This is a genomic window from Nostoc sp. DSM 114159, from assembly GCF_053470285.1.
This window is the reverse complement of record NZ_JBPFEH010000001.1, coordinates 861,718-882,764: the sequence shown is the minus strand read 5'-3', so window position 1 is coordinate 882,764 and position 21,047 is coordinate 861,718. Positions and strand designations below refer to the sequence as shown.

General features: G+C 40.8%; 9 protein-coding genes. 8 read left to right on the top strand and 1 reads right to left on the bottom strand.

Annotated elements, in window-relative coordinates; all coding sequences use genetic code 11:
- Positions 1 to 62: 62 nt before the first annotated feature.
- Complete coding sequence (locus ACR5KR_RS03560; RefSeq protein WP_448265463.1) at positions 63 to 203, bottom strand: hypothetical protein; 141 nt, start codon at positions 201 to 203, stop codon at positions 63 to 65.
- Positions 204 to 1,055: 852 nt separating this feature from the next.
- Between ACR5KR_RS03560 and ACR5KR_RS03555 the strand changes: the two genes are divergently transcribed.
- From ACR5KR_RS03555 to ACR5KR_RS03520, 8 genes are all read left to right on the top strand, one after another.
- Positions 1,056 to 3,182: a patatin-like phospholipase family protein gene (locus ACR5KR_RS03555; RefSeq protein WP_448265462.1), complete on the top strand. Its 2,127-nt coding sequence runs from the start codon at positions 1,056 to 1,058 to the stop codon at positions 3,180 to 3,182.
- Between the two features lie 287 nt (positions 3,183 to 3,469).
- A complete protein-coding gene (locus ACR5KR_RS03550) occupies positions 3,470 to 3,865 on the top strand; it encodes a hypothetical protein (RefSeq protein WP_445627746.1) in 396 nt (131 codons plus the stop codon).
- Positions 3,866 to 4,131: 266 nt separating this feature from the next.
- Positions 4,132 to 8,361 carry an SDR family NAD(P)-dependent oxidoreductase gene (locus ACR5KR_RS03545; RefSeq protein ID WP_448265461.1) on the top strand — a complete coding sequence of 1,410 codons (4,230 nt, stop codon included), beginning with the start codon at positions 4,132 to 4,134 and terminating at the stop codon, positions 8,359 to 8,361.
- Entirely contained in the window at positions 8,362 to 13,287 is a 4,926-nt protein-coding gene (locus tag ACR5KR_RS03540) for an amino acid adenylation domain-containing protein (RefSeq protein ID WP_448265460.1), read from the top strand.
- A 143-nt stretch (positions 13,288 to 13,430) separates the two neighbouring features.
- Positions 13,431 to 14,039, top strand: coding sequence for a LysR family transcriptional regulator (locus tag ACR5KR_RS03535; RefSeq protein ID WP_448265459.1), 609 nt, complete (start codon positions 13,431 to 13,433; stop codon positions 14,037 to 14,039).
- Positions 14,032 to 14,730: a cupin domain-containing protein gene (locus tag ACR5KR_RS03530; RefSeq protein WP_448265458.1), complete on the top strand. Its 699-nt coding sequence runs from the start codon at positions 14,032 to 14,034 to the stop codon at positions 14,728 to 14,730. Before ACR5KR_RS03535 ends, ACR5KR_RS03530 begins: the two co-directional genes overlap by 8 nt.
- 10 nt (positions 14,731 to 14,740) lie before the next feature.
- Positions 14,741 to 15,535 carry an SDR family oxidoreductase gene (locus ACR5KR_RS03525; protein ID WP_448265457.1) on the top strand — a complete coding sequence of 265 codons (795 nt, stop codon included), beginning with the start codon at positions 14,741 to 14,743 and terminating at the stop codon, positions 15,533 to 15,535.
- A 231-nt stretch (positions 15,536 to 15,766) separates the two neighbouring features.
- Entirely contained in the window at positions 15,767 to 20,737 is a 4,971-nt protein-coding gene (locus ACR5KR_RS03520; RefSeq protein WP_448265456.1) for an amino acid adenylation domain-containing protein, read from the top strand.
- The last annotated feature ends 310 nt before the right edge of the window (positions 20,738 to 21,047 follow it).

Here is a 21,047-nt window from a genome sequence, read left to right as displayed (position 1 = left end):
ATTAATCCTTAATCAGCTAAGTCTATTGTAATCAGCAAATCTTTAATTTCTTTAAAGACCAATTAAACAAATTCAGTTTTGTTAGGTTCTTGATAAATATCTTTAACAACAGCTTCAAGTCCATATTCTGCTACAGCATCCCCTTCAACCGTTATTAAACCAAATAGCCCAATACCTCCGACGATATTAAATGGATTTCCCAATGGTATAAGAATAGCTGCAACCGCAGCAGAATTACCCTCGATCTAACTGATGATTTTACTCTTTTTTGATAAAAACTAATTTATAGGACTCATATTTGATTGCGTGAAAAAACTCAGTACACCTCTAACTTTTCTCTCCTGTTAAAAGTTCCCTCTCGATCGCGCTTGCGCCTCTCTAGGAGAGGCTTCTCTTTCAGAGATGCTAACGCGAACGCCAACGCGCACCACGCAAATAATTTCAGAAATAAAAGCAGATTTTTATATCGTTGAAACAAACTTACTTTCTTGAAAGTAACATACTGAAAATTTCAGTTAAAGAATCATCTCATTTTTCTCAATAAAATGCAACAGCATTTCAAACAATTCGTTGAAGACAGTTAAGACAGTTAAGACAGTTAAGACAGTTAAGACAGCAATCGTCAACAATTTATGTTGTTCGCCAAGATTTAAAGCAGAATAATTCTATAAATTTAAGTAAATATTTAAATAAATATCTTGACTTAAAAATCCAAATAAACTATGTTTTTGATACAATGAACATAAATTTTGAATATTTGAGCAATAATTAAAAAAATTGCAATGAATTATAATTTTAAATAAGTTATAAGTTGAGAAAGGTTTAGTAATATTATTTAATAGTTGCCAAGATTTGAATTGGAAAAATCTTAATGGTAAGTGAGATATGGGAACTAATAGGGAGCGCAGCCATACTGGTATAATCAGTCGTAGAGAGTGCGACGATGGACGATGATAGCAATCTGAGTACACCCCATTATTCAAGCGATCGCCATAAATTTTAATCGTCACTAAGGACTTTCTTCAGTTCTACTCTTATTTGGAGATTAAAATATCGTGACAACACAGGTATATAGCCAATCAGTTATAACATTTGATGGTCAAGATGATTATATAAATTTTGGCAGGAATGATATTGGTGGTGTTTTTGCTGAGGGTAGTTCAGCCTTTACGATTTCTGGATGGATTAATCCTCAAGAACTAAAAAATCAAGCCACTACATACGGAACGCACAATGTTTTTTTTGCGCGTTCCTCAGACCGATATAGTGATAACTTTGAGTTTGGCATCAATGAATCAGGAAACTTAGATATATATATTGATGAGAAGGTTGAGAAGGTTATCAGAACCTTTGGCAATGGAGAATTAACTGTCGGACAATGGCACTTCTTTGCTATTGTTTTTAATCGGGGTCAACTGACTATACACCTTGATGAGCATGAATATTTTGGCTATTTGACAGGTGACTCTTTAAACAAAGCAACTAGTCCTGTAACTCTGGGCGCGACTTTACACAACAGTATATACTTCACAGGTCAATTAGCTAACATTAGCGTCTGGAATTATCCCTGTCCGCCAGTGGAAATCCAAACACACCGCTCTGGGCCTCTAATCGGCAATGAACAAGGATTAGTTGCTTATTGGATGTTAAATGAAGGAGAAGGATCGACCGTCAAAGACCAGACTGAAAATACTCATAATGGAACTTTGCATGGTAATCCCAGTTGGGGTTTAGCACAAATTCCATTTGGAATTACCCAATCATCGAACCAGAGCCAGACAACAAGCAATTCCCCAGAAGAGAACCAGTCAGTTGCAGAGGTTTCCTCCACTGAACTAACTGCTGTTGGCCAAGCTGACTCGCAGCAATCCATTGAAGTTTCCCCAGATGTAGAAAACGACGTTCTTGCAACTCCCACTCCCGTAGCCTCAACTACAGGAAAGGGAAAAAAAGGGTCAAAGAAGCAGAGTGAAAATACCAACATTCAAACTTCCCAGCCAAAGCAAGAGGAGAAAGTCGAAATAGTTCAAGCAACTGAAAGTCAAGTTCCAACCGATATCCAACAGCCCAAAAGATCACAAAAATTAACTCAGGAGCGATCGCAAAAAACTATGATTACTACAGCCAATCCTAGATATAAAATTCTTTCCATTGATGGAGGCGGTATTCGAGGGATTATCCCAGCGCTAATATTAGCAGAAATTGAAAAGCGCACACAAAAACCGATTTTTAGTTTATTCGACTTAATTGCAGGCACTTCAACCGGAGGAATTCTGGCACTAGGATTGACTAAACCCCAATTAAGTTTAGATCCATCTATATCTGAAAGTGAAGCCCAAGCTCAGTACAGTGCCGAACAGATGGTTAAATTATATGTCGAATATGGGGCTGAGATATTTTACGAGCCATTTTTTGAACATCTGCTCGGCCCTCTTGAAGATATGTTTACTCAGCCCAAATATGCGTCTGATGGCAGAGAGGAAATTATCAACAAATATTTTGGTAATACCCCTCTAGAAAATAATCTTAAAGAAGTTTTCGTCACTAGCTACGATATCGAACAGCGAATTCCAATATTCTTTACCAACAAAATCGAAAAACAACAGATAGAATCTAAAAAATTTCGGAAGGTGAGTGTCGGTTTTACACTCAAAGATGCGGCAATGGCAACTAGTGCGACACCTACTTATTTTCCTCCCTATCGAGTTGCGACTTCTCATAATCCTAGTGGCTTTTATAATTTAGTAGATGGAGGATTGGTTGCTAATAATCCAGCAAGCTTGGCGATTACAGAAGCGAAAATCAGTAGACAAACTCAAAGAACAGCGCTACATACCAACGATATCTTATTAGTTTCCTTGGGTACAGGTTCACTGACGAGTGTCTACAAGTATAACGATGTCAAAAATTGGGGACAATTGCAATGGGTAAAACCTCTTTTAAACATTGTTATGGACGGTGGTAGTGAAGTTGTAGCCGGAGAATTAGAACACTTATTTGAGTCTACTGAAAAAGAAATCAGAGGCTCTTATTATAGATTTCAAACATTCCTCACAGGTGAGTTAGAAGACATAGATAATGTCAAATCAGAAAATATTCGTCAGCTACAAACTATAGCCCATCGACTGATTACAGAAAGAAGTCAACAAATCGATGAGTTATGTAGTATTTTGTCAGCCTAAAAAACAGGCAGGGGACGAGGAGATGAGGGAGACAAGGGGACAAGGGAGACAAGGGAGACAAGGGGGACAAGGGGACAAGGGAGACAAGGGAGACAAGGAGATAAATAAAACTCCTAACTCCTAACTCTTAACTCCTAACTCCTAACTCCTCACTCAGCACTCAATTTTGTACAAGGAAAAATTAGTCACCATCTCGATCAAGTACTAAGCTAGCAAGTAAGGGTGAATAAATTCTATTACCCTTAATCAAGATTTAACCAAGAATGTAAGGATTTAAGGTAATTCCAATGGATGAAGTCGTTAAAAAAATCGCTGCTTTGGGTCTTCCTGGCATACTTTTGGTAATTGCAGTTTCTGCATCAGGTTTGGCGGGTGGTTACGGCGTTGTAGCTGCCCTGGCGGGGTTGGGAGGCCCGTTTGGCATCATCGGCGGTCTAGGTGTGCTTGGTTTGACAACACTTGTAGGGGAAGCTATAGCGGGATTTGGAATTGAAGCAGTTCTCAAGAACATTTATACAGAACGTCGTAAAACCGAATCTGTGAGATATCTCCTCAAAGAAATTAAAGATTTACCGATTACAGAGGATCTAAAACTCAAACTAAAAAATGAACTGAACCCAACAATCACTGAGAATTTTGAAGATGTTCAGCCGCCAAAAACAATTGAAATCGTCGAGGAATAATTTTACTGTTACATTTGTTGAGACTACCAACAAAATGTTACTAAATTAAGTGCGATCGCGCTTAATTACTCTCAAATAATAAAATGGCCTTTGAGTCCGACTTCTACCGAATTAAACCCTCAAAGGCCATTATTCAAAATCATGCAATGCAGCCTGAAAATATATTTAAACAGGAACAGATTAAAACCTAAAAACTTGTTCTGCACTAATTCATTCAATTTATAGTTTTTAACCACCACTTGTATACAGTATGGGTTGATAATCAAATGAATTTTTCAGAAAAAAAAAGTTTAGATTTAGAGAAAATACAGCAAATTAAAAATGATTTTGAATTAGTTTTATTGGATAAAACTTCAATAAACGAATGTACAGTAATTATTAAAAAAATATTTCCCCTAGAAGTCATACTATATATTGTTTCAAGTTCAAATATTTCACTAGAACAAATTCGCTCTTATCTTCAAGATATATGCGATGAAGCATTACTACCAAGAGCTTTGGTATCAGTGTCTCATCTACCTTTAACTGCCACAGGAGATGTAGACGAATTAGCTTTGAGCAACATTCCTGTTATTGATGAAATTTTAATTGAGCGAGTAGAAAACCAACTTAATTTTGATCGCAGAATCGAACAGGCAGTGATAGTAGTGCAGGAGTTGAGAAAGCAGATCCCCTCACTCCATTTGTCAGATTTGCTCCCAGATTGGCAAAACAAAAATGCATTTGTTAACTTTTCCCCAGTTCCCAAAGACTCCCAACCCAGTACACAACAACATTTCTTTGAACTAAAACCACTTGCCATCAGCTACGGTGGTATTCTCCCTGACGATCCCAATGCACCTATTACCTTACCCGAAGTTTTGCAAAGAACTGCTCAACAGGCTACAGGTGGGGAAATTATTTACCTGTTGCCTGATGGAACAGAACTACGCCAATCCTACGCTGAGTTACTTGAAGTTGCAAAGCGAATTCTTACTGGTTTGAGAAAATTGGGACTCAAGCCAAAAAACAAAGTTATATTGCAAATGGAACTTAATTGTGACATTATTCCTACCTTTTGGGGCTGCCTACTGGGAGGCTTTGTACCCGTAATCATGGAAGTGTCACCAACTTATAGAGAATCAAACAAGGTGGTGGATAAGCTTTGTCATATTTGGCAGTTCTTAGATAGTCCAGTCATCTTAACTACAGAAGCTCTCAAACAAGAGGTAGAATTACTATCGCAATGGCTACCAGAAGAACGCCTAAAAATAGACACGATTGAAGCATTAAAAGACAACACTGCCAGCACACAATATTACCAGAGTCAACCAGATGAAGTAGCTCTTTTTAACTTAACTTCTGGTAGTACAGGAATTCCAAAATGCGTTCAATTGACTCATCAAAATCTCATTGCTCGCGCTAGAGGGGCCAATAAACTTAATCAACACGAGCCAGAAGATGTAATTTTGAATTGGCTACCGTTCGATCACATTGGCAGCATTTCCGACTGGCATATTCGTGGTGTAGAAATCGGTTGTACCCTAGTTTATGCACAAAAAGAATATATCTTAGGTCGCATCCTCAACTGGTTAGATTTAATCCATAAATACCGGATTACTCATAGCTGGGCCTCCAATTTTGCTTATGCCATAGTTAATGACTCTTTTAAACAAGAACCAGAACAAAACTGGAACTTATCTTGCGTAAAATTCCTACTAACAGCTGGTGAAGCAGTATCCAGTAAAGCTGTGGAGGATTTTCAAGAAAATTTAGTGACTTACGGACTCAAAGCAACGGCAATTAGACCAGCTTTTGGGATGGCAGAGATGGGTTCAGGGATTACATATTATCAGCCGCACCAAGAAGCACCTTTGTTGTTCCATAGGGTAGACAAATCTAGATTGCAAAGTACTATTAAACGAGTAGAAATAGACCATCTAAATCATCATATTTTTACTGATTTAGGTTCAGTTATTCCGGGAATTACCATTCGCATAGTAGATAATAACAACTCTGTATTAAAAGAAGACACCATAGGTCGTTTGCAAGTCAAAGGTGATGCAGTTTCTCCAGGATATTACAACAACCACGATGCCAACAGTCAATCATTTTTAAAAGAGGGCTGGTTTGATACTGGAGATTTAGGATTCATTGCCAACGGACAATTGGTGGTTACTGGTCGCGCGAAAGAAACTATTATCATCAATGGAGCTAACTACTACAGTCATGAAATTGAAGCAGTAGTTGAAGAAATTGGCGAAATTGAAGTGTCTTACACCGCCGCTTGTGCAGTCTGCGATGCTGATGATACAACGGAGAAACTAGCCATTTTCTTTAATTCGCCAATTACAGAAGACCAAAAACTATTAGAACTACTAACTAAAATTCGGCAGGCAGTCGTCAGTAAAATCGGGTTGAATCCTGATTATTTAATTTTATTACCTAAAGAAGATATACCCAAAACTGTTATTGGTAAAATCCAGCGATCGCAACTTCGCAATCGCTTTGGTGCAGGTGAGTTTAACCACATTATCAAACAAATTGATATATTACTAAATAATACTAATACTATTCCTGACTGGTTCTATCAAAAAGTCTGGCGACGTAAGAAAGCCAAGCTTCTAAAAGCTTTACCTCAAGGTTGTCTAACTATAGTCTTCCTCGACGAGTTAGGATTGGGGACATTTGTTTGTCAGCAATTAGAACAGCAAAACCTGCCATATTTGTGTGTTTCACCCGGCTCTGATTTTGCTAAAAAAAGTTCCCATCACTTCTTTTTAACTCCTGGAAATGCAGAGCATTATCAGCTCTTACTTGACACAATCAAGGCAGAGAAACAGACCATTGGTCAGATTCTCCATCTGTGGAATTATCAAGAGTATAGCGGAGAAATCAAAAGCCTAGCAGCTCTGGAAAAAGCGCAAGAACAGGGAATCTACAGTTTGTTATTTCTTGTCCAAGCCATAGCAAAAACTCAAATCCCAGATTTACAGTTATTGTTTGTTTCTAGCTATACCCAGTCTACGCAGCCAACAGACAAGATTGCTTATGAAAAATCTCCAGTTCTCGGTGTCATTAAAACTATTCCTCAAGAAATACCCTGGTTAAATTGCCGTCACATAGATTTGACACCAAATTTAATACAGGCAGATGGTAACTATGTTTTACAAGAACTCCAGGTTTTATCAAAAGACCAAGAGGTTGCTTACCGGGATGGAGAACGTTTAATTGCAGGTTTAGAAAAAGTTAATCTGCAAAAAAAAGCAAAGCAAGAACTTCCCTTAAAAGTGGGGGGAATGTATCTGATAAGTGGTGGGCTTGGAGGTGTTGCGGTTGAAACTGCTAAATATCTAATTCAGTTTTTTAATGCCAAATTATTATTAGTAGGTCGGACTCGTTTATCAAATGTCTCATTAGAAAAAGTCAAGGTTTATCAGGAATTAAAGCAGCTTGGCTCCGTGATTTATGAAGCAGTGGATATCTGCGACTTTCAAGCCGTGCAACAAGTGGTGGAAAAAGCCAAGGCTAACTGGGGATGCCAACTAGATGGCGTGATTCATCTGGCGGGAACTTATCACGAACAAATGCTAGTGAATGAAACACCACAGAGTTTAGCTGCAATTTTGCAACCTAAAGTGTTAGGCACTTGGGTGCTACATCAGGTACTTAAGAAGCAAGGACAGGGGATTTTCATTAGCTTTTCTTCTTTAGCAAGTTTCTTTGGTGGAGCGACAATTTCGGCTTATGCTGCTGCTAACAATTTTTTGGAAAGCTTTAATCAATATCAACGTTTTATTGGTGGGTTGCACAGCTATTGCTTTGCTTGGACAAATTGGCGTGATACAGGAATCAATAAAGGTTATCAGAGGCAAGAAATCACCCGCGCTCAAGGCTATTATGAGATGAGTTTGCAACAAGGATTATATTCCTTTTTGGCTGGTTTATATCACGACCAAGCCCAACTAATAGTCGGTTTAGATGGCAGCAATCCCAAAATTCGCCGTTTCACCTCTGAGTTTCCAGAATTACAGAAATTAACTGCCTATTTCACTACGAGTAACGGTTCTATCGTACCAGAGTTATCAGATTTGATGGTACGCGATCGCTTCGGAACAACCGTTAACTGTGACTTCGTGCAACTATCGCAAATGCCCCTCACCGCTAATGGTGAAATCAATCGAGAATTATTGACTAAGGGTATAACTCAAAAAGCGATCGCTCCCCGAAACGAAACGGAACGGCAAATAGCTCAAATCTGGCAAGAAATTTTAAAAATACCCCAAATTAGTGTTTACGACAACTTCTTTCAACTAGGAGGAAATTCTTTGCTAGCCTTCCAAGTCATTTCTCGGTTGCGCGAGGCTTTTTCTGTTGAATTGTCGCCAAATCGTTTTTTTGCATCCCCAACTGTAGCTGGTTTGGGAGAAAGTCTTGAGGCGCTGCTAACTGTCGTCAGCAAGTGGAATGTAGCTATTGATGACGCAGAAGAAGAATATGAGGGAGGCGTATTATAAATGACAACAATAGAATTTGTATCTTATTTAAATAGTTTAGGCATAAAAATTTGGTTGGAAGGCGACCAGTTAAACTATCGCGCTCCCAAGCAAGTGATGAACCCAGACCTGAAAAACCAACTGCTAGAGCGAAAATCAGAAATCCTGGCTTTTCTAGAAGAAGCTAAGACTGCAACAGACTCCTCCTTTGAGCCAATACCATCTATGCAGCGTTCTGAGGAGTTGCCCTTATCCTTTGCCCAGCAGAGGATGTGGTTTCTCTATCAATTAGAGAGTCAAAGCCCATTTTATAATGAGAGTTGCCAGCTACGCCTTCAAGGTGTACTCAACACAGAAGCTCTTGAGCAGAGTATCAACGAAATCATCCGTCGTCACGAAATTCTGCGAACAACATTTCCAGCAGTAGATGGAAAACCTTTGCAGGTAATTTCTCCCAGCATGGCGATCGCCATGCCAGTTCTAGACTTGCAAGGTTTAGAAGCATCAGAGGTACAACAGATTGTCAAAAAAGAAGCTGGCCAACCTTTTGATTTGAGTAATGGCCCTTTGTTGCGAATCACTTTACTACGACTGGGGCCAGAGTCCCATGTCCTGGTATTGACTATGCACCACATCATCACGGATGGCTGGTCAATGGGGATATTCATCAAAGAGTTGTCCAACCTCTACCGAGCTTTTACTCTTAGTTCCCCTTTGCTCCTTTCTGAGTTGCCTATCCAGTATGCTGATTTTGCAGTTTGGCAGCGACAGTGGTTAACTGAGTCAGTTCAAAAACAACAACTGAATTACTGGAAGCAACAGTTAGCTGGTGCTACACCCTTATTAGAACTACCCACAGACAAACCGCGTCCCCCCGTTCAGACTTTTTGTGGTGCTACCAAAGAATTTCAAATTGACCAGAATTTGAGCAAGCAAATCAAAACCTTCAGCCAACAGTCAGGAGCTACCTTATTTCATACCCTACTGGCGGCTTTCGTAGTTTTAATGTTTCGTTACAGTGGTCAGGATGATATCTGCATCGGTAGCGCGATCGCCAACCGCAACCGCAAAGATATAGAACCATTGATTGGCTTTTTTGTCAATACATTGGTACTGCGTCACCGGATTGAGGGAAATCCTAGTTTTTATGAGTTTCTCTCTCAAGCGCGACAAGTTGCAACCTCTGCTTACAGTCATCAGGATGTTCCTTTTGAACAAGTAGTAGAAGCGTTGCAACCAGAACGATCTCTGAGCTACAATCCCCTTTTCCAGGTAATGTTTGTCTTAGAGAATTTCTCGTTAGATACATTAGAGTTGCCTAATCTTACCTTGACTCCCCAACTGGTAAAAAGGGAGACATCTCAGTTTGATTTGAGCTTGGCAGTTTGGCAGACAAAAGCAGGATTGATGGGTTCGTGGGAATATAACAGCGACCTCTTTGAGCCAGATACCATTGCGAGGATGACAAGTCATTTCCAGACTTTGTTAGCAGCGATTATTGCTAATCCCAATCAACCTATTGCTGAGTTACCACTACTGACTGAGTGCGAACGTCATCAGTTGCTAGTGGAATGGAATGATACTTATACGCCTTATCCTGACAGCAAATGCATCCATCAGTTGTTTGAGGAGCAGGTTGAAAAAACGCCAAATGCATTAGCTGTGGTCTATGAGGACGAGTCTCTGACATACCAACAGTTGAACCTCCGCGCCAATCAGTTGGCGCATCATCTGCAATCTTTAGGTGTTGGTGCAGAAGTACTGGTGGGAATTTGTGTTGAGCGTTCGCCCTTAATGATAGTAGGATTGCTGGGCATTCTCAAGGCTGGTGGGGCTTATGTACCGCTTGACCCAGCATATCCCCAAGAGCGGTTGGCGTTTATGCTAGAAGATGCCCAAGTTAAAGTACTGTTGACCCAGGAAAGCTTGGTCGCAACGCTACCGTCACATCAAGCGCAGGTGATTTGTCTGGATAGCGACACAGCAATCTTCAGCACCAGTGTAGAGAATTTACTCCACACAGCAACAACTGACAATCTGGCTTATGTGATTTACACTTCCGGTTCCACTGGCAAACCCAAAGGAGTGCAAATTGAACATCGAGGATTGTTAAATCTCGTCTTTTGGCATCAACAAGCTTTTGCAGTGTCGCCGCTTGACCGAGCAACACAAATTGCGGGAGTCGCATTTGACGCTTGTGGTTGGGAAATCTGGCCTTATCTGACTGCTGGAGCTAGCATTCACTTTCCCAATGATGAAACCCGGCTTTACCCTGAGCAACTACGAGATTGGTTGTTGTCAAAGGCAATAACCATTAGTTTCCTACCGACACCAATGGCCGAGAAAATTTTATCATTAAATTGGCCGGCGAATGCTGCTTTGCGGACTTTGCTCACAGGTGGGGATCAACTTCATCAATATCCTTCGGCTGCTCATCCCTTTAAGGTGGTGAATAATTACGGGCCAACAGAGAATACTGTAGTCACAACATCTGGTACTGTTCCTAAAAGACAACAAGACTATATACCACCTGCGATTGGGGGGGCGATCGCTAATACTCAAGTTTATATACTCGATTCCCTGTTGCAGCCTGTACCCATTGGTGTGACTGGAGAATTGTACATCGGTGGTGAGAGCTTGGCACGAGGCTACCTCCACCGTCCCGACTTGACGGCTGAAAGATTCATTCGTAACCCTTTCCAAAGAGGCAGAGGGGCAGGGGAGCAGGGAGCAGGGAGCAAGGGAGCAAGGGAGCAGGGAGCAGGGAGCAGGGGAGAAATAAAAGAGCGGCTTTATCGAACAGGCGATTTGGTTCGCTACCAAGCCGATGGCAATATAGAATTCTTGGGTCGCATTGATAACCAAGTTAAAATTCGTGGCTTTCGCATTGAACTTTCGGAAATTGAAGCGGCTTTGACTCAACACCCACAGGTACGCGATGCTGTTGTGCTTGCCAGAGAAGATAAACCTAGTATTAAGAGTTTGGCAGCATATATCATCCCAGAATTGACACAGCCAACCAGTAATGAGCTACGTCTGTTTCTCAAGTCAAAGCTCCCCAGTTACATGATACCTGCATCCTTCACAGTTCTAGAAGCTTTGCCGATTACCCCCAACGGCAAAGTAGACCGTCGTGCATTACCAGTACCAGAGTTCGAGTTCGATGAATCAACTGGCTTTGTCTCCCCCCACACCCATACTCAAGAAGTCTTAGCCAAGATTTGGCGGAATGTTTTATTGCTTAAACAAGTCGGTATCCACGACAATTTCTTTGAATTGGGCGGGGATTCCATCATTAGTATGCAAATTATTGCTAAAGCTAATCAAGCCGGACTCAAGCTGACTCCGAAACAACTTTTTCAACACCAAACAATTGCTGAATTAGCTGCTGTTGCTGGTACAATTAACTTGGTTCAATCAGAACAAAGTTTAGTTACAGGGGTTGTCCCTCTAACACCGATTCAGCACTGGTTCTTTGGGCAAAATCTGCCGGAACCTCATCACTTTAACCAATCCTTCCTGCTAGAAGTTCCCGCAAATTTGCAACCGGAGTTATTAAAGCAGGCACTACAAAAATTACTGTACCATCACGATGCTTTACGCCTGCGGTTTGTGCAGCAGGAGGGGCAATGGCAGCAGTACAACAGTGATGTGAGCGATGGCGTATCGTTGGGTATTGCAGATTTGTCTTATCTGCCCCAAGCAGAACAGTTAAGGACAATTGAAGCAAGGGCAGACGAAGCACAAAGGACGCTGAACTTAGCAGATGGGCCGCTAATGCGGGTCGTTCTATTTCATTTAGGCAATTCTCCCGGACGTTTACTCATCGTCATCCATCACTTGGCTGTAGATGGGATCTCGTGGCGAATATTGTTAGAAGATTTATCTGGAGCATACAAACAATTAGAAACTGGCAAAAGTATCCAACTACCTGCAAAAACCACATCCTTTAAGGATTGGGCAATTCGATTGCAGGATTATGCCCGCTCTCAAGAATACTCACAGCTAGATTACTGGCTGGACTCAATGCAGTTGCCAATTGCTCCTTTACCGTTGGATTATGCTGCTGTTGCCCAAGATAATACTGTAGCTTCCAGTCGGATTGTATCTGTATACCTGAGTGGAGAACAGACTCGTGCTCTATTACAGGATGTCCCTGGAGCTTACAATACTCAAATTAACGATGTGCTATTGACCGCGTTGGTGCAAACTTTCACTCGTTGGACAGGTTCTCACTCTTTATTGATTGACTTAGAAGGTCATGGACGAGAAGACTTGTTTGAGGATGTGGACTTGTCTCGTACTGTAGGCTGGTTTACTAGTATATTCCCTGTGCTGTTAAAACTTGAGGATCGTTTCGATCCCGGAGAGGTTCTGAAGTCGGTCAAAGAGCAACTACGAGGTATTCCCAACCGGGGTATTGATTATGGCATCTGGCGCTATCTTAGGCTGGATGAGAGCGATCGCAGTGAAAAAGCAGGGGGCAGGGGGCAGGGAGCAGGGGAGCAGGGGAGCAGGGGAGCAGGGGAGCAGGGGAGCAGGGGAGCAGGGAGCAGGGGAGAAAAACTACCTATACCAGTCCTACCCCGAGCTGAGGTGAGCTTTAACTACTTGGGTCAATTTGACCAAACGCAGTTAGCAACCCTTGGCTGGAAATATGCTCAAGAGTCTTGCGGTTCCATTCACAGCCCTAAAGGACAACGCCGCCATTTGTTAACAGTGAATGGATTAGTCGTTGAAGGCAGGCTGAAACTGGAATGGCAATATAGCGAGCATTTCCATAGCCGGGCCACTGTAGAAAATCTGGCTAATGAGTATATAGAAACCTTAGAAACTATTATTGCCCACTGTTTATCCCCAGAGGCAGGTGGCTATACTCCTTCAGATTTCCCAGAAGTTGAGTTTAGCCAAGAAGCTTTGGACGAACTGCTAGCAGAAATTAATTAAAAATAAAGTCGTCTACATTTAAAACCAAATTTCTGTTTTAACAAGGTTTTCTGCAAATAAACTAAATTCTTGGAGGTGATTTATAACAAAGCTACTAATGACTCGCTACTAAAAAATATCATGATGATTACTCAGGAAAAACTATGCTGGAATTTCAGATTGAATTTAAACCTCGTATCCCTCCTGCCAAAAATTTAGTCATAGGTACTTTGGGGCCTGCTGCTACTAGTAGTGATTATGCTGCTAAACATATAACTAACCATCTGGCTTCAGAACAAGTAACTGTATCAACTCAGTTATTTGATACTTTTACAGATGTTAGAGAAGCTTTGCTGCAAGACAAGGTGAATTTGGCTTTAGTTCCTCATGCTTACGACCGGATTAATGAGTTTTATATGGAGCCAAGTTTTGATTTAGGTTTCATTTTTATATATCCTACTCCAGTTTATGGATTGGCTAAGAAAAAAAATACAGAGGTAGTTTTCAACGGTTCTAGAATTGTTACTCATCCTGCTCCTTTACCTTTGTTGACAGAACTCTTGCCAGATTCTCAAGATCGAACACAAATACAAGTGGATTTGTCTCCTTCTACCAGCGATTCAGCAATTCAAGTAATGCAGGGTTTAGCTGATTTGGCTATTACTAATGAGAATGCTGTTAAAGCCTACGATTTAGAGTTTATTTCAACCTACGGAAATATCCAGATGAGTTGGTCAATTTTTCAGAAAAAATTAGCAGAAAATTATGTCTAAATATTTTCCTCAGCCAAAAACCATCAAAATTAATTCAGATGTAGAGTTAATTGCATTTCAATGTCAAGATACAGTTGTGCAATTAGTTTCTATTCCAGCAGGGGCTACGTTTGAATTACATCGGCATCCTGAAAGTCAAATTGGAATGCAAATCAAAGGGCGTTTAGAAATAAATATTAATGGTACTAAAGAAATTCTTGAACCCCTTAAGCAAGTTTATGTGGCAGGTTCTAATGTTCTTCATGGTTCTATAAACCCTTTCTCCGAAACAGCATTAGCATTTGATGTGAAACGCATCACTCATTCTGAGGAAGCTGAGGAAGCTATTTTGAAAGTTTCACCAACTCCAGATGAAATTACAGGTTTTGAGTGCCAGTCTGTTGTTGGTTCTTGGTTTAAAATTATTATTACTAAAATTCCTCCAAAAGGAATAATACCAATTCGCCAGTCTGCTAGTGAAACAATGGGAATAATTCTTAACGGTCAGTTGAGAATGATGGTGGAAGAACAACAGCAGCAGTTAGAATCTAATAGTGTTTATTATGCTCCTGCTGATGTTCTTTATGGAGGATATAATCTCTGTGACGAAATAGTATTTTTGGTTGAAATTTCAATTAAACCTCCCTCTCTTGTCTCAGTCCAAGATACTGTTTCCAAGACATATATGGCGCGATCGCTAACTACTTCGTAAGGGAACAATCATGGATTTAGGATTAACACAGAAAGTAGCTTTAGTGACAGGAGCAAGTGCTGGTATAGGTTATAGCGTTGCCCAAAAGCTGGCAGCAGAAGGTTGTCAGTTAATAATTTGTGGGAGAAATTATGAGCGGTTAGAACAAGCTTATCAAGGTTTGGTTGGTTCTCAAGTTAAAATTATCCCGATTTGTGCTGATGTGCAAAATGCAAGTGATTCTCAAAAGTTAGTCCAAGAAGCTATCAGCCAGGTTGGCAAAATTGATATCTTAGTTAATAATTCCGAAGGGGCTAGTTTTTCTAATGAAGCAGTAGAAAATTTATCTGATGAAGATTGGATAACTGTGTTTGAAGGTAAGTTAATGGGCTATATTCGCATGACGAATTTAGTGCTACCGACAATGAAAAATCAGCGATGGGGGCGCATTATCAATATTGTTGGAACATCAGGAAAAGAACCTTCTAGTCGTCTTGTGAAATCGGGAGTGGCGAATGCTGGATTAATCAACTTTACTAAAACTGTTGCTTCGCAAGTTGCTAAGTGGAATGTTTTAGTTACCTGTGTCAATCCTGGTCTGATTGATACTCCAAGGCATAGAGAATATTTAGAAGTATTTGCCCAAGAGGAAGGTCGGACGGTTGATTCGATAATAGAAGGAACGAATAAGATAATTCCTCTTGGTCGCCGCGGTGTTTCTAGTGAGGTTGCTAATTTGGTAGCTTTTCTAGCGTCAGAATGTGCTAGCTATATTACGGGTGTTACTATTCCGATAGATGGCGGATTGTCAACGTCTGCTTTTTAAGAGATTGAGTAAGTTTTTAGTTTATATAAGTTCTATTTTATTTATGAAAATTACTTTTTTTAAACGAACCGCAGAGGCCTAGAGGTTATTAATACATTGCTAATAAAATTGGGCAAACCTCTGCGTACCTTTGGGCTTGACTCTGCGCTCCTCTGCGTTAATAAACATTGGTTTTGTACCTCACTTAAATGAAAATCGCAATAACATAATTAAGATCGTCTTTAAAAAACAATGGTAGTTGCACAAAAACAAAGTAAAAATAAAGATATTGAATCTATTTATCCCCTTTCACCTACGCAGGAGGGGATACTCTTTCATACTCTCTATGAGTCGGAATGGACAATCTATTTTGAGCAGTTTCAATTAACTATTCATGGCAATTTAGATTCAGGTATATTTGAACGAGCTTGGCAACTGTTGGTAGAGCGACATTCGGCTTTGCGGACTCTTTTTGTTTGGAAGAATCGCAAACAATCAGTTCAGGTGGTGCGTAAACAAGTGAATTTGCCTTGGTCTATTTTAGACTGGCGAATGTTTCCTCAGCAAGAGCAAGAAATACGTCTCAATTCTTTCTTAGATTCAGATAGAAAACAAGGTTTTGAACTTGACAAAGCTCCATTAATGCGCTTTGCTTTAATCCGAGTAGCCGATGAAACTTATGAGTTTGTTTGGAGTTTTCATCACCTATTAGTTGATGGCTGGAGTTGGCCGATTATCTTCAAAGAATTGTTTGCTTTATATGAGTCAATTCAGAACGGTCAACAGTTATATTTAGCTCCCAGTCGTCCTTACCGAGATTATATTAATTGGTTGCAACAGCAAGATTTGGCTGAAGCGAAGGCATTCTGGCAACAAAATCTTGAGGGGTTTACTGCACCTACGCCTTTAATAGTTGAACGATCGCTAGGGCAGAGTTCTCACCAACAGCAAAATATTGAGGTGCGATCGCAACATCTATCAACCGAGACGACAACTACCTTAAAATCTTTTGCCCAACAACATCATCTCACACTTGCCACCTTGATACAAGCAGCTTGGGGGCTGTTACTAAGTCGTTATAGTGGTGAGTCTGATGTAGTTTTTGGCACTACTGTATCTGGGCGTCCACCTACTTTATCTGGTGTGGAGTCGATGGTGGGATTGTTCATTAATACATTACCCGCACGGGTGAAAATCCCGGATACAACCGATTTGTTAACCTGGCTGCGGTTGTTGCAACAAGAGTACATAGAACGGGAGCAGTATTCATACACTCCACTGGTAGATATTCAAGGCGTAAGTGAAATTCCTCGCACTCAACTTTTGTTTGAAAGCCTGGTTGTATTTGAAAACTATCCTGTAAATGTAACATTGCAGCAACTTCCTGGAAACTTAAGCATTGGGGAACTACAAGACAGAGGACAAACCAATTATCCTCTCACACTGCTGGCAATTCCTGGCGAGGAAATGACTGTCAAAATTTACTACGATCGCCAACGCTTTGATGCAAACATTATCGATCGCATGGCTGGTCATTTCCTTACTCTGTTGCAGGGAATTACCGCTAATCCTCATCGCACCCCAGGCGAGTTACCGATACTGACTCCAAGAGAGCAAGATTTGCTTTTAGTACAGTGGAATGCTACCTCAGCAGCACATCCCATCAATCGTTGCATCCATCAGTTATTTGAGGAGCAAGTTGAAAGAACACCCCAAGCCTTAGCGGTGGTATATGAAAATCAACGATTGACTTATGAGGAGTTAAATCAGCAAGCCAATAAAATCGCCCACTACTTGCAACGCTTCGGTGTGAAACCAGATGTGCCGGTGGGTATTTGTGTGGAGCGATCGCTAGCAGCTGCTAGCGCTATTTTAGGAACTCTCAAGGCTGGAGGAGTTTGCGTTCCCCTCGATCCTACTTATCCATCAGAGCGTTTAGCCTTCATGCTCAACGATTCTCAAACACCAGTCATCTTAACTCAAACACATTTGCAGTCATTATTTAATGGCAACTTGGCTCATCGTCTAATTGTGTTAGATGAAGATGAAGACGAAATCGCCAAAGAATCTGAGAGTAATCTGCAAGTTGAGGTAGGAGTTGATAATTTAGCCTATATCATATATACCTCTGGCTCTACTGGCACTCCTAAAGGCACTCTTGTTACCCAGCGATCGCTCGCCAATTTAGTAGCACACCATCAGGCAAAAATGGCCACAGGTATTGGTGTGCTTCAGTTTGCCTCCCTGAGTTTTGATGTCAGCTATCACGAAATATCCGTGGCGTGGGGCTTGGGAGGTACGCTGTATATGATTTCTGAATGCGATCGCAAAGATTTAGATAAATTAATTCATTTACTTGCTAATAACCCAATTGGTAAAGTTTTTCTGCCAGTTAGCCTTTGGCAGCAATTAGCAGAAATATACGGAGAGCAAGAACATCTATTTCAGAATATTCGGGAAGCGATCGCTTGTGGCGAACAACTCCAAATTACTCAGCCTACGATCGAGCTGTTTAAGCGTCTGGAAAATTGTACACTCTACAATTTCTATGGCCCTACAGAAGCAGACTTAGTTACAGCTTATACTTTTAGCCAAAACCCAGATGAATGGCCGATTTATCCGCCCATTGGTAAAGCTGCTGTCAACGTGCAAGTTTATTTATTAGACAACAATCTGCAACCCGTGCCGATTGGTGTGGCTGGGGAACTCTACGTGAGTGGTGATGGTTTGGCTCGTGGCTACCTCAATCGTGCAGATTTGACGAATCAGAAATTTCTCCCAAATCCGTTTACCGATTTTGGATTGCCGATTTTAGATTTTAGATTGAGGGACACAAGTGAAAATTTCCAATCTGCTGAAAGTTCTGAGAATCCAAAATCCAAAATCCAAAATCTAAAATCAAGTTGTTTGTACAAAACTGGGGACTTAGCCCAATATCTACCAGATGGGAATATCGAGTTTTTGGGACGAATAGATGATTTAGTAAAAATTCGGGGCTTTCGCGTTGAACTGGGAGAAGTTGAAGCCGTTCTGAGCAAACATCCTCAAATTAACCAAGCAGTAGCAAAAGTGTATGGGGAAAGTGCCAGGGAAAAATATTTAGTCGCTTACTTTGTCCCCATTGTGGGAGAGACAATCACAGTCGAACAACTGCGGGCTTTTTTAACTAAGCAATTGCCAGATTATATGATTCCATCAGCTTTTGTCGAAATGGAATCATTCCCGCTCACACCCAATGGTAAGGTAAACCGTCGCGCTCTCCCAGAACCAACAACCAGCCGACCGGAATTAAGTCAAACTTTTGTTGAACCGCGTACTCCCACTGAAGAAATCTTGGTTGGGATTTGGAGAGATGTTTTAGGGTTAGAACGAGTTGGTATTTACGATAACTTCTTTGATTTGGGGGGACATTCTTTACTGGCAACTCAGGTGATTGCTTTAACGCGCAAAGCATTTGGGATAGAATTACCACTATTGAGTTTATTTGAGTCTCCGGCGATCGCACCTTTAGCTCAAAAAATTGCTACAGCTAAAGCCCCAGACCGGCAGGAGTTAGCTCTAAAACGACTTCCTCCCCAAAACGAGCCAATACCAATTTCTTTAACCCAGCTAGAGTTGTGGTTTTTTGACCAATTCTATCCAGGCAATTCCATCTATAACCTGCCTTTGGTCTATCGCATCACAGGTGCGCTTAACGAGAAAGCATTAGAGGAGAGTTTAAGAGAAATTGTCCGGCGACATGAGACATTGCGATCGACTTTTCAGGTTAAGAATGGCCAAGTCGTCTATGCTGTTATTAACGAGCCTGTCTTTGACTTTTCAGTAATCGATCTCCGGCACATCAGCGAAACTGAGCGCGAAGCTCAAGCCGCACAACAGGCTGAACAGGAAATTAAGCATCCTTTTGATTTGGCACGAGGCCCTTTATTACGCAGCAAGCTTTGGCGTTTGGATGAACAAGAGTATCTATTCGTTGCCGTCACCCACCATATTGTTGCTGATGGTTGGTCTTTTAGTGTCCTAACCCAAGAACTGGCAAAGGTTTACGAAGCCTTTTGTGAAGGTAAGCCGTCGCCGTTGACTGAGTTACCGATTAAATATACCGACTTTGCTCAATGGCAAAGGCAGTGGTTACAAGGAGAAGTCTTAGAATCTCAGCTTCAGTTTTGGCAAAAGCATTTAGGCACTAGTCCGCCAATATTGAAGCTACCATGCGTTAGCGAAGCTGGCCGTAGGCATCGCCCACGTCCACCAGTGCGAACCTTCAAGGGTTCGAGTCAATCAGTATTTCTCTCAAAAAAATTAACCGAAGCGCTGAAGGCACTGAGTCAACAGGAAGGCGTAACCCTGTTTATGACATTGTTGGCAGCATTCCAGACATTACTCTTCTCTTATACAAGACAGGAAAATATCATTGTCAGCAGCGCCTTGGCAAATCGCACCAAAGTAGAAACTGAAGGACTGATTGGTTTCTTTGTCAATTTACTGCCATTTTGTACCAATTTAGGAGGAAATCCCAGCTTCCGAGAACTACTTAGCCGAGTGCGCGAGGTAGCCTTGGGTGTTTACGCTCATCAAGAAATGCCCCTGATTAAGCTAATAGAAGAACTCCAACCAGTCAGAGATCCCAGTTACACATTAATAAATCAAGTAATGTTTGTCTTTCAAAATACTCCAGAGGATAATTTACAATTTGCAAATCTTACTTTGAAAGAGCAGTTTATTGCTAGAGATACAAAAGATACCGCAGAGTTTGATTTAGAGTTAACGCTCGAAGAAACATCAACAGGTATTGAAGGTCTGCTTGTATACAGAACCGATTTATTTGAAGCTGCCACTATTACCAAGATGGTCTATAATTTTCAGACTTTACTGGAAAAAATAACGACCAATTATAACCAGCGTTTAACTGAACTTATCTTAATATCTGAACCCCCAAGTTTGCCCACTCAAACTGTTGTCTCTCCAATATCGAGGGATTTTGTTACACCTCAAAATTCTATCGAAGAAGTTGTATTAGCTATCTGGAAAGAAATTTTAGGGATAGATCGGATTAGCACTCAAGACAACTTTTTTGAACTGGGAGGACATTCTGCTCAAGCTCTTGAAGTTATATGCAAACTACAGTCAGCTTTGCAAGTCGAACTACCGTTGATTTACTTGTTTGAAAAACCTACTGTATTTCAGCTAGCAGCAGCCATCCAATATCAATTAAATAGTTAAGAAATTTCATTTCCATGTAGGGTGTGTTGTCGCATAGCGCAACGCACCGTCAACAATCTAAGGTGCGTTAGCCTACGGCATAACACACCCTACGTCTGGAAGTACTTTAAACTTCGATTTATTCTTGCCTACTTATCTAATATTTCAACTGCTCTGTCCAAGCAAATCTTAATTTAGAGATGAAAAACATGGAACTTACAAAAAATAATCAAATAATTGAAAATACCAAACATAGTATTAGGGAAGTTACTCAAATATCTAACGAAGAACTTCGTATATTGCATGAAATTCCTACATTTAGAACGATTGT

Coding starts and splice junctions, on each gene's coding strand:
- ACR5KR_RS03530 (WP_448265458.1), top strand. CDS start 14,032: ATGTCTAAATATTTTCCTCAGCCAAAAACCATCAAAATTAATTCAGAT.
- ACR5KR_RS03535 (WP_448265459.1), top strand. CDS start 13,431: ATGCTGGAATTTCAGATTGAATTTAAACCTCGTATCCCTCCTGCCAAA.
- ACR5KR_RS03525 (WP_448265457.1), top strand. CDS start 14,741: ATGGATTTAGGATTAACACAGAAAGTAGCTTTAGTGACAGGAGCAAGT.
- ACR5KR_RS03540 (WP_448265460.1), top strand. CDS start 8,362: ATGACAACAATAGAATTTGTATCTTATTTAAATAGTTTAGGCATAAAA.
- ACR5KR_RS03545 (WP_448265461.1), top strand. CDS start 4,132: ATGAATTTTTCAGAAAAAAAAAGTTTAGATTTAGAGAAAATACAGCAA.
- ACR5KR_RS03520 (WP_448265456.1), top strand. CDS start 15,767: ATGGTAGTTGCACAAAAACAAAGTAAAAATAAAGATATTGAATCTATT.
- ACR5KR_RS03550 (WP_445627746.1), top strand. CDS start 3,470: ATGGATGAAGTCGTTAAAAAAATCGCTGCTTTGGGTCTTCCTGGCATA.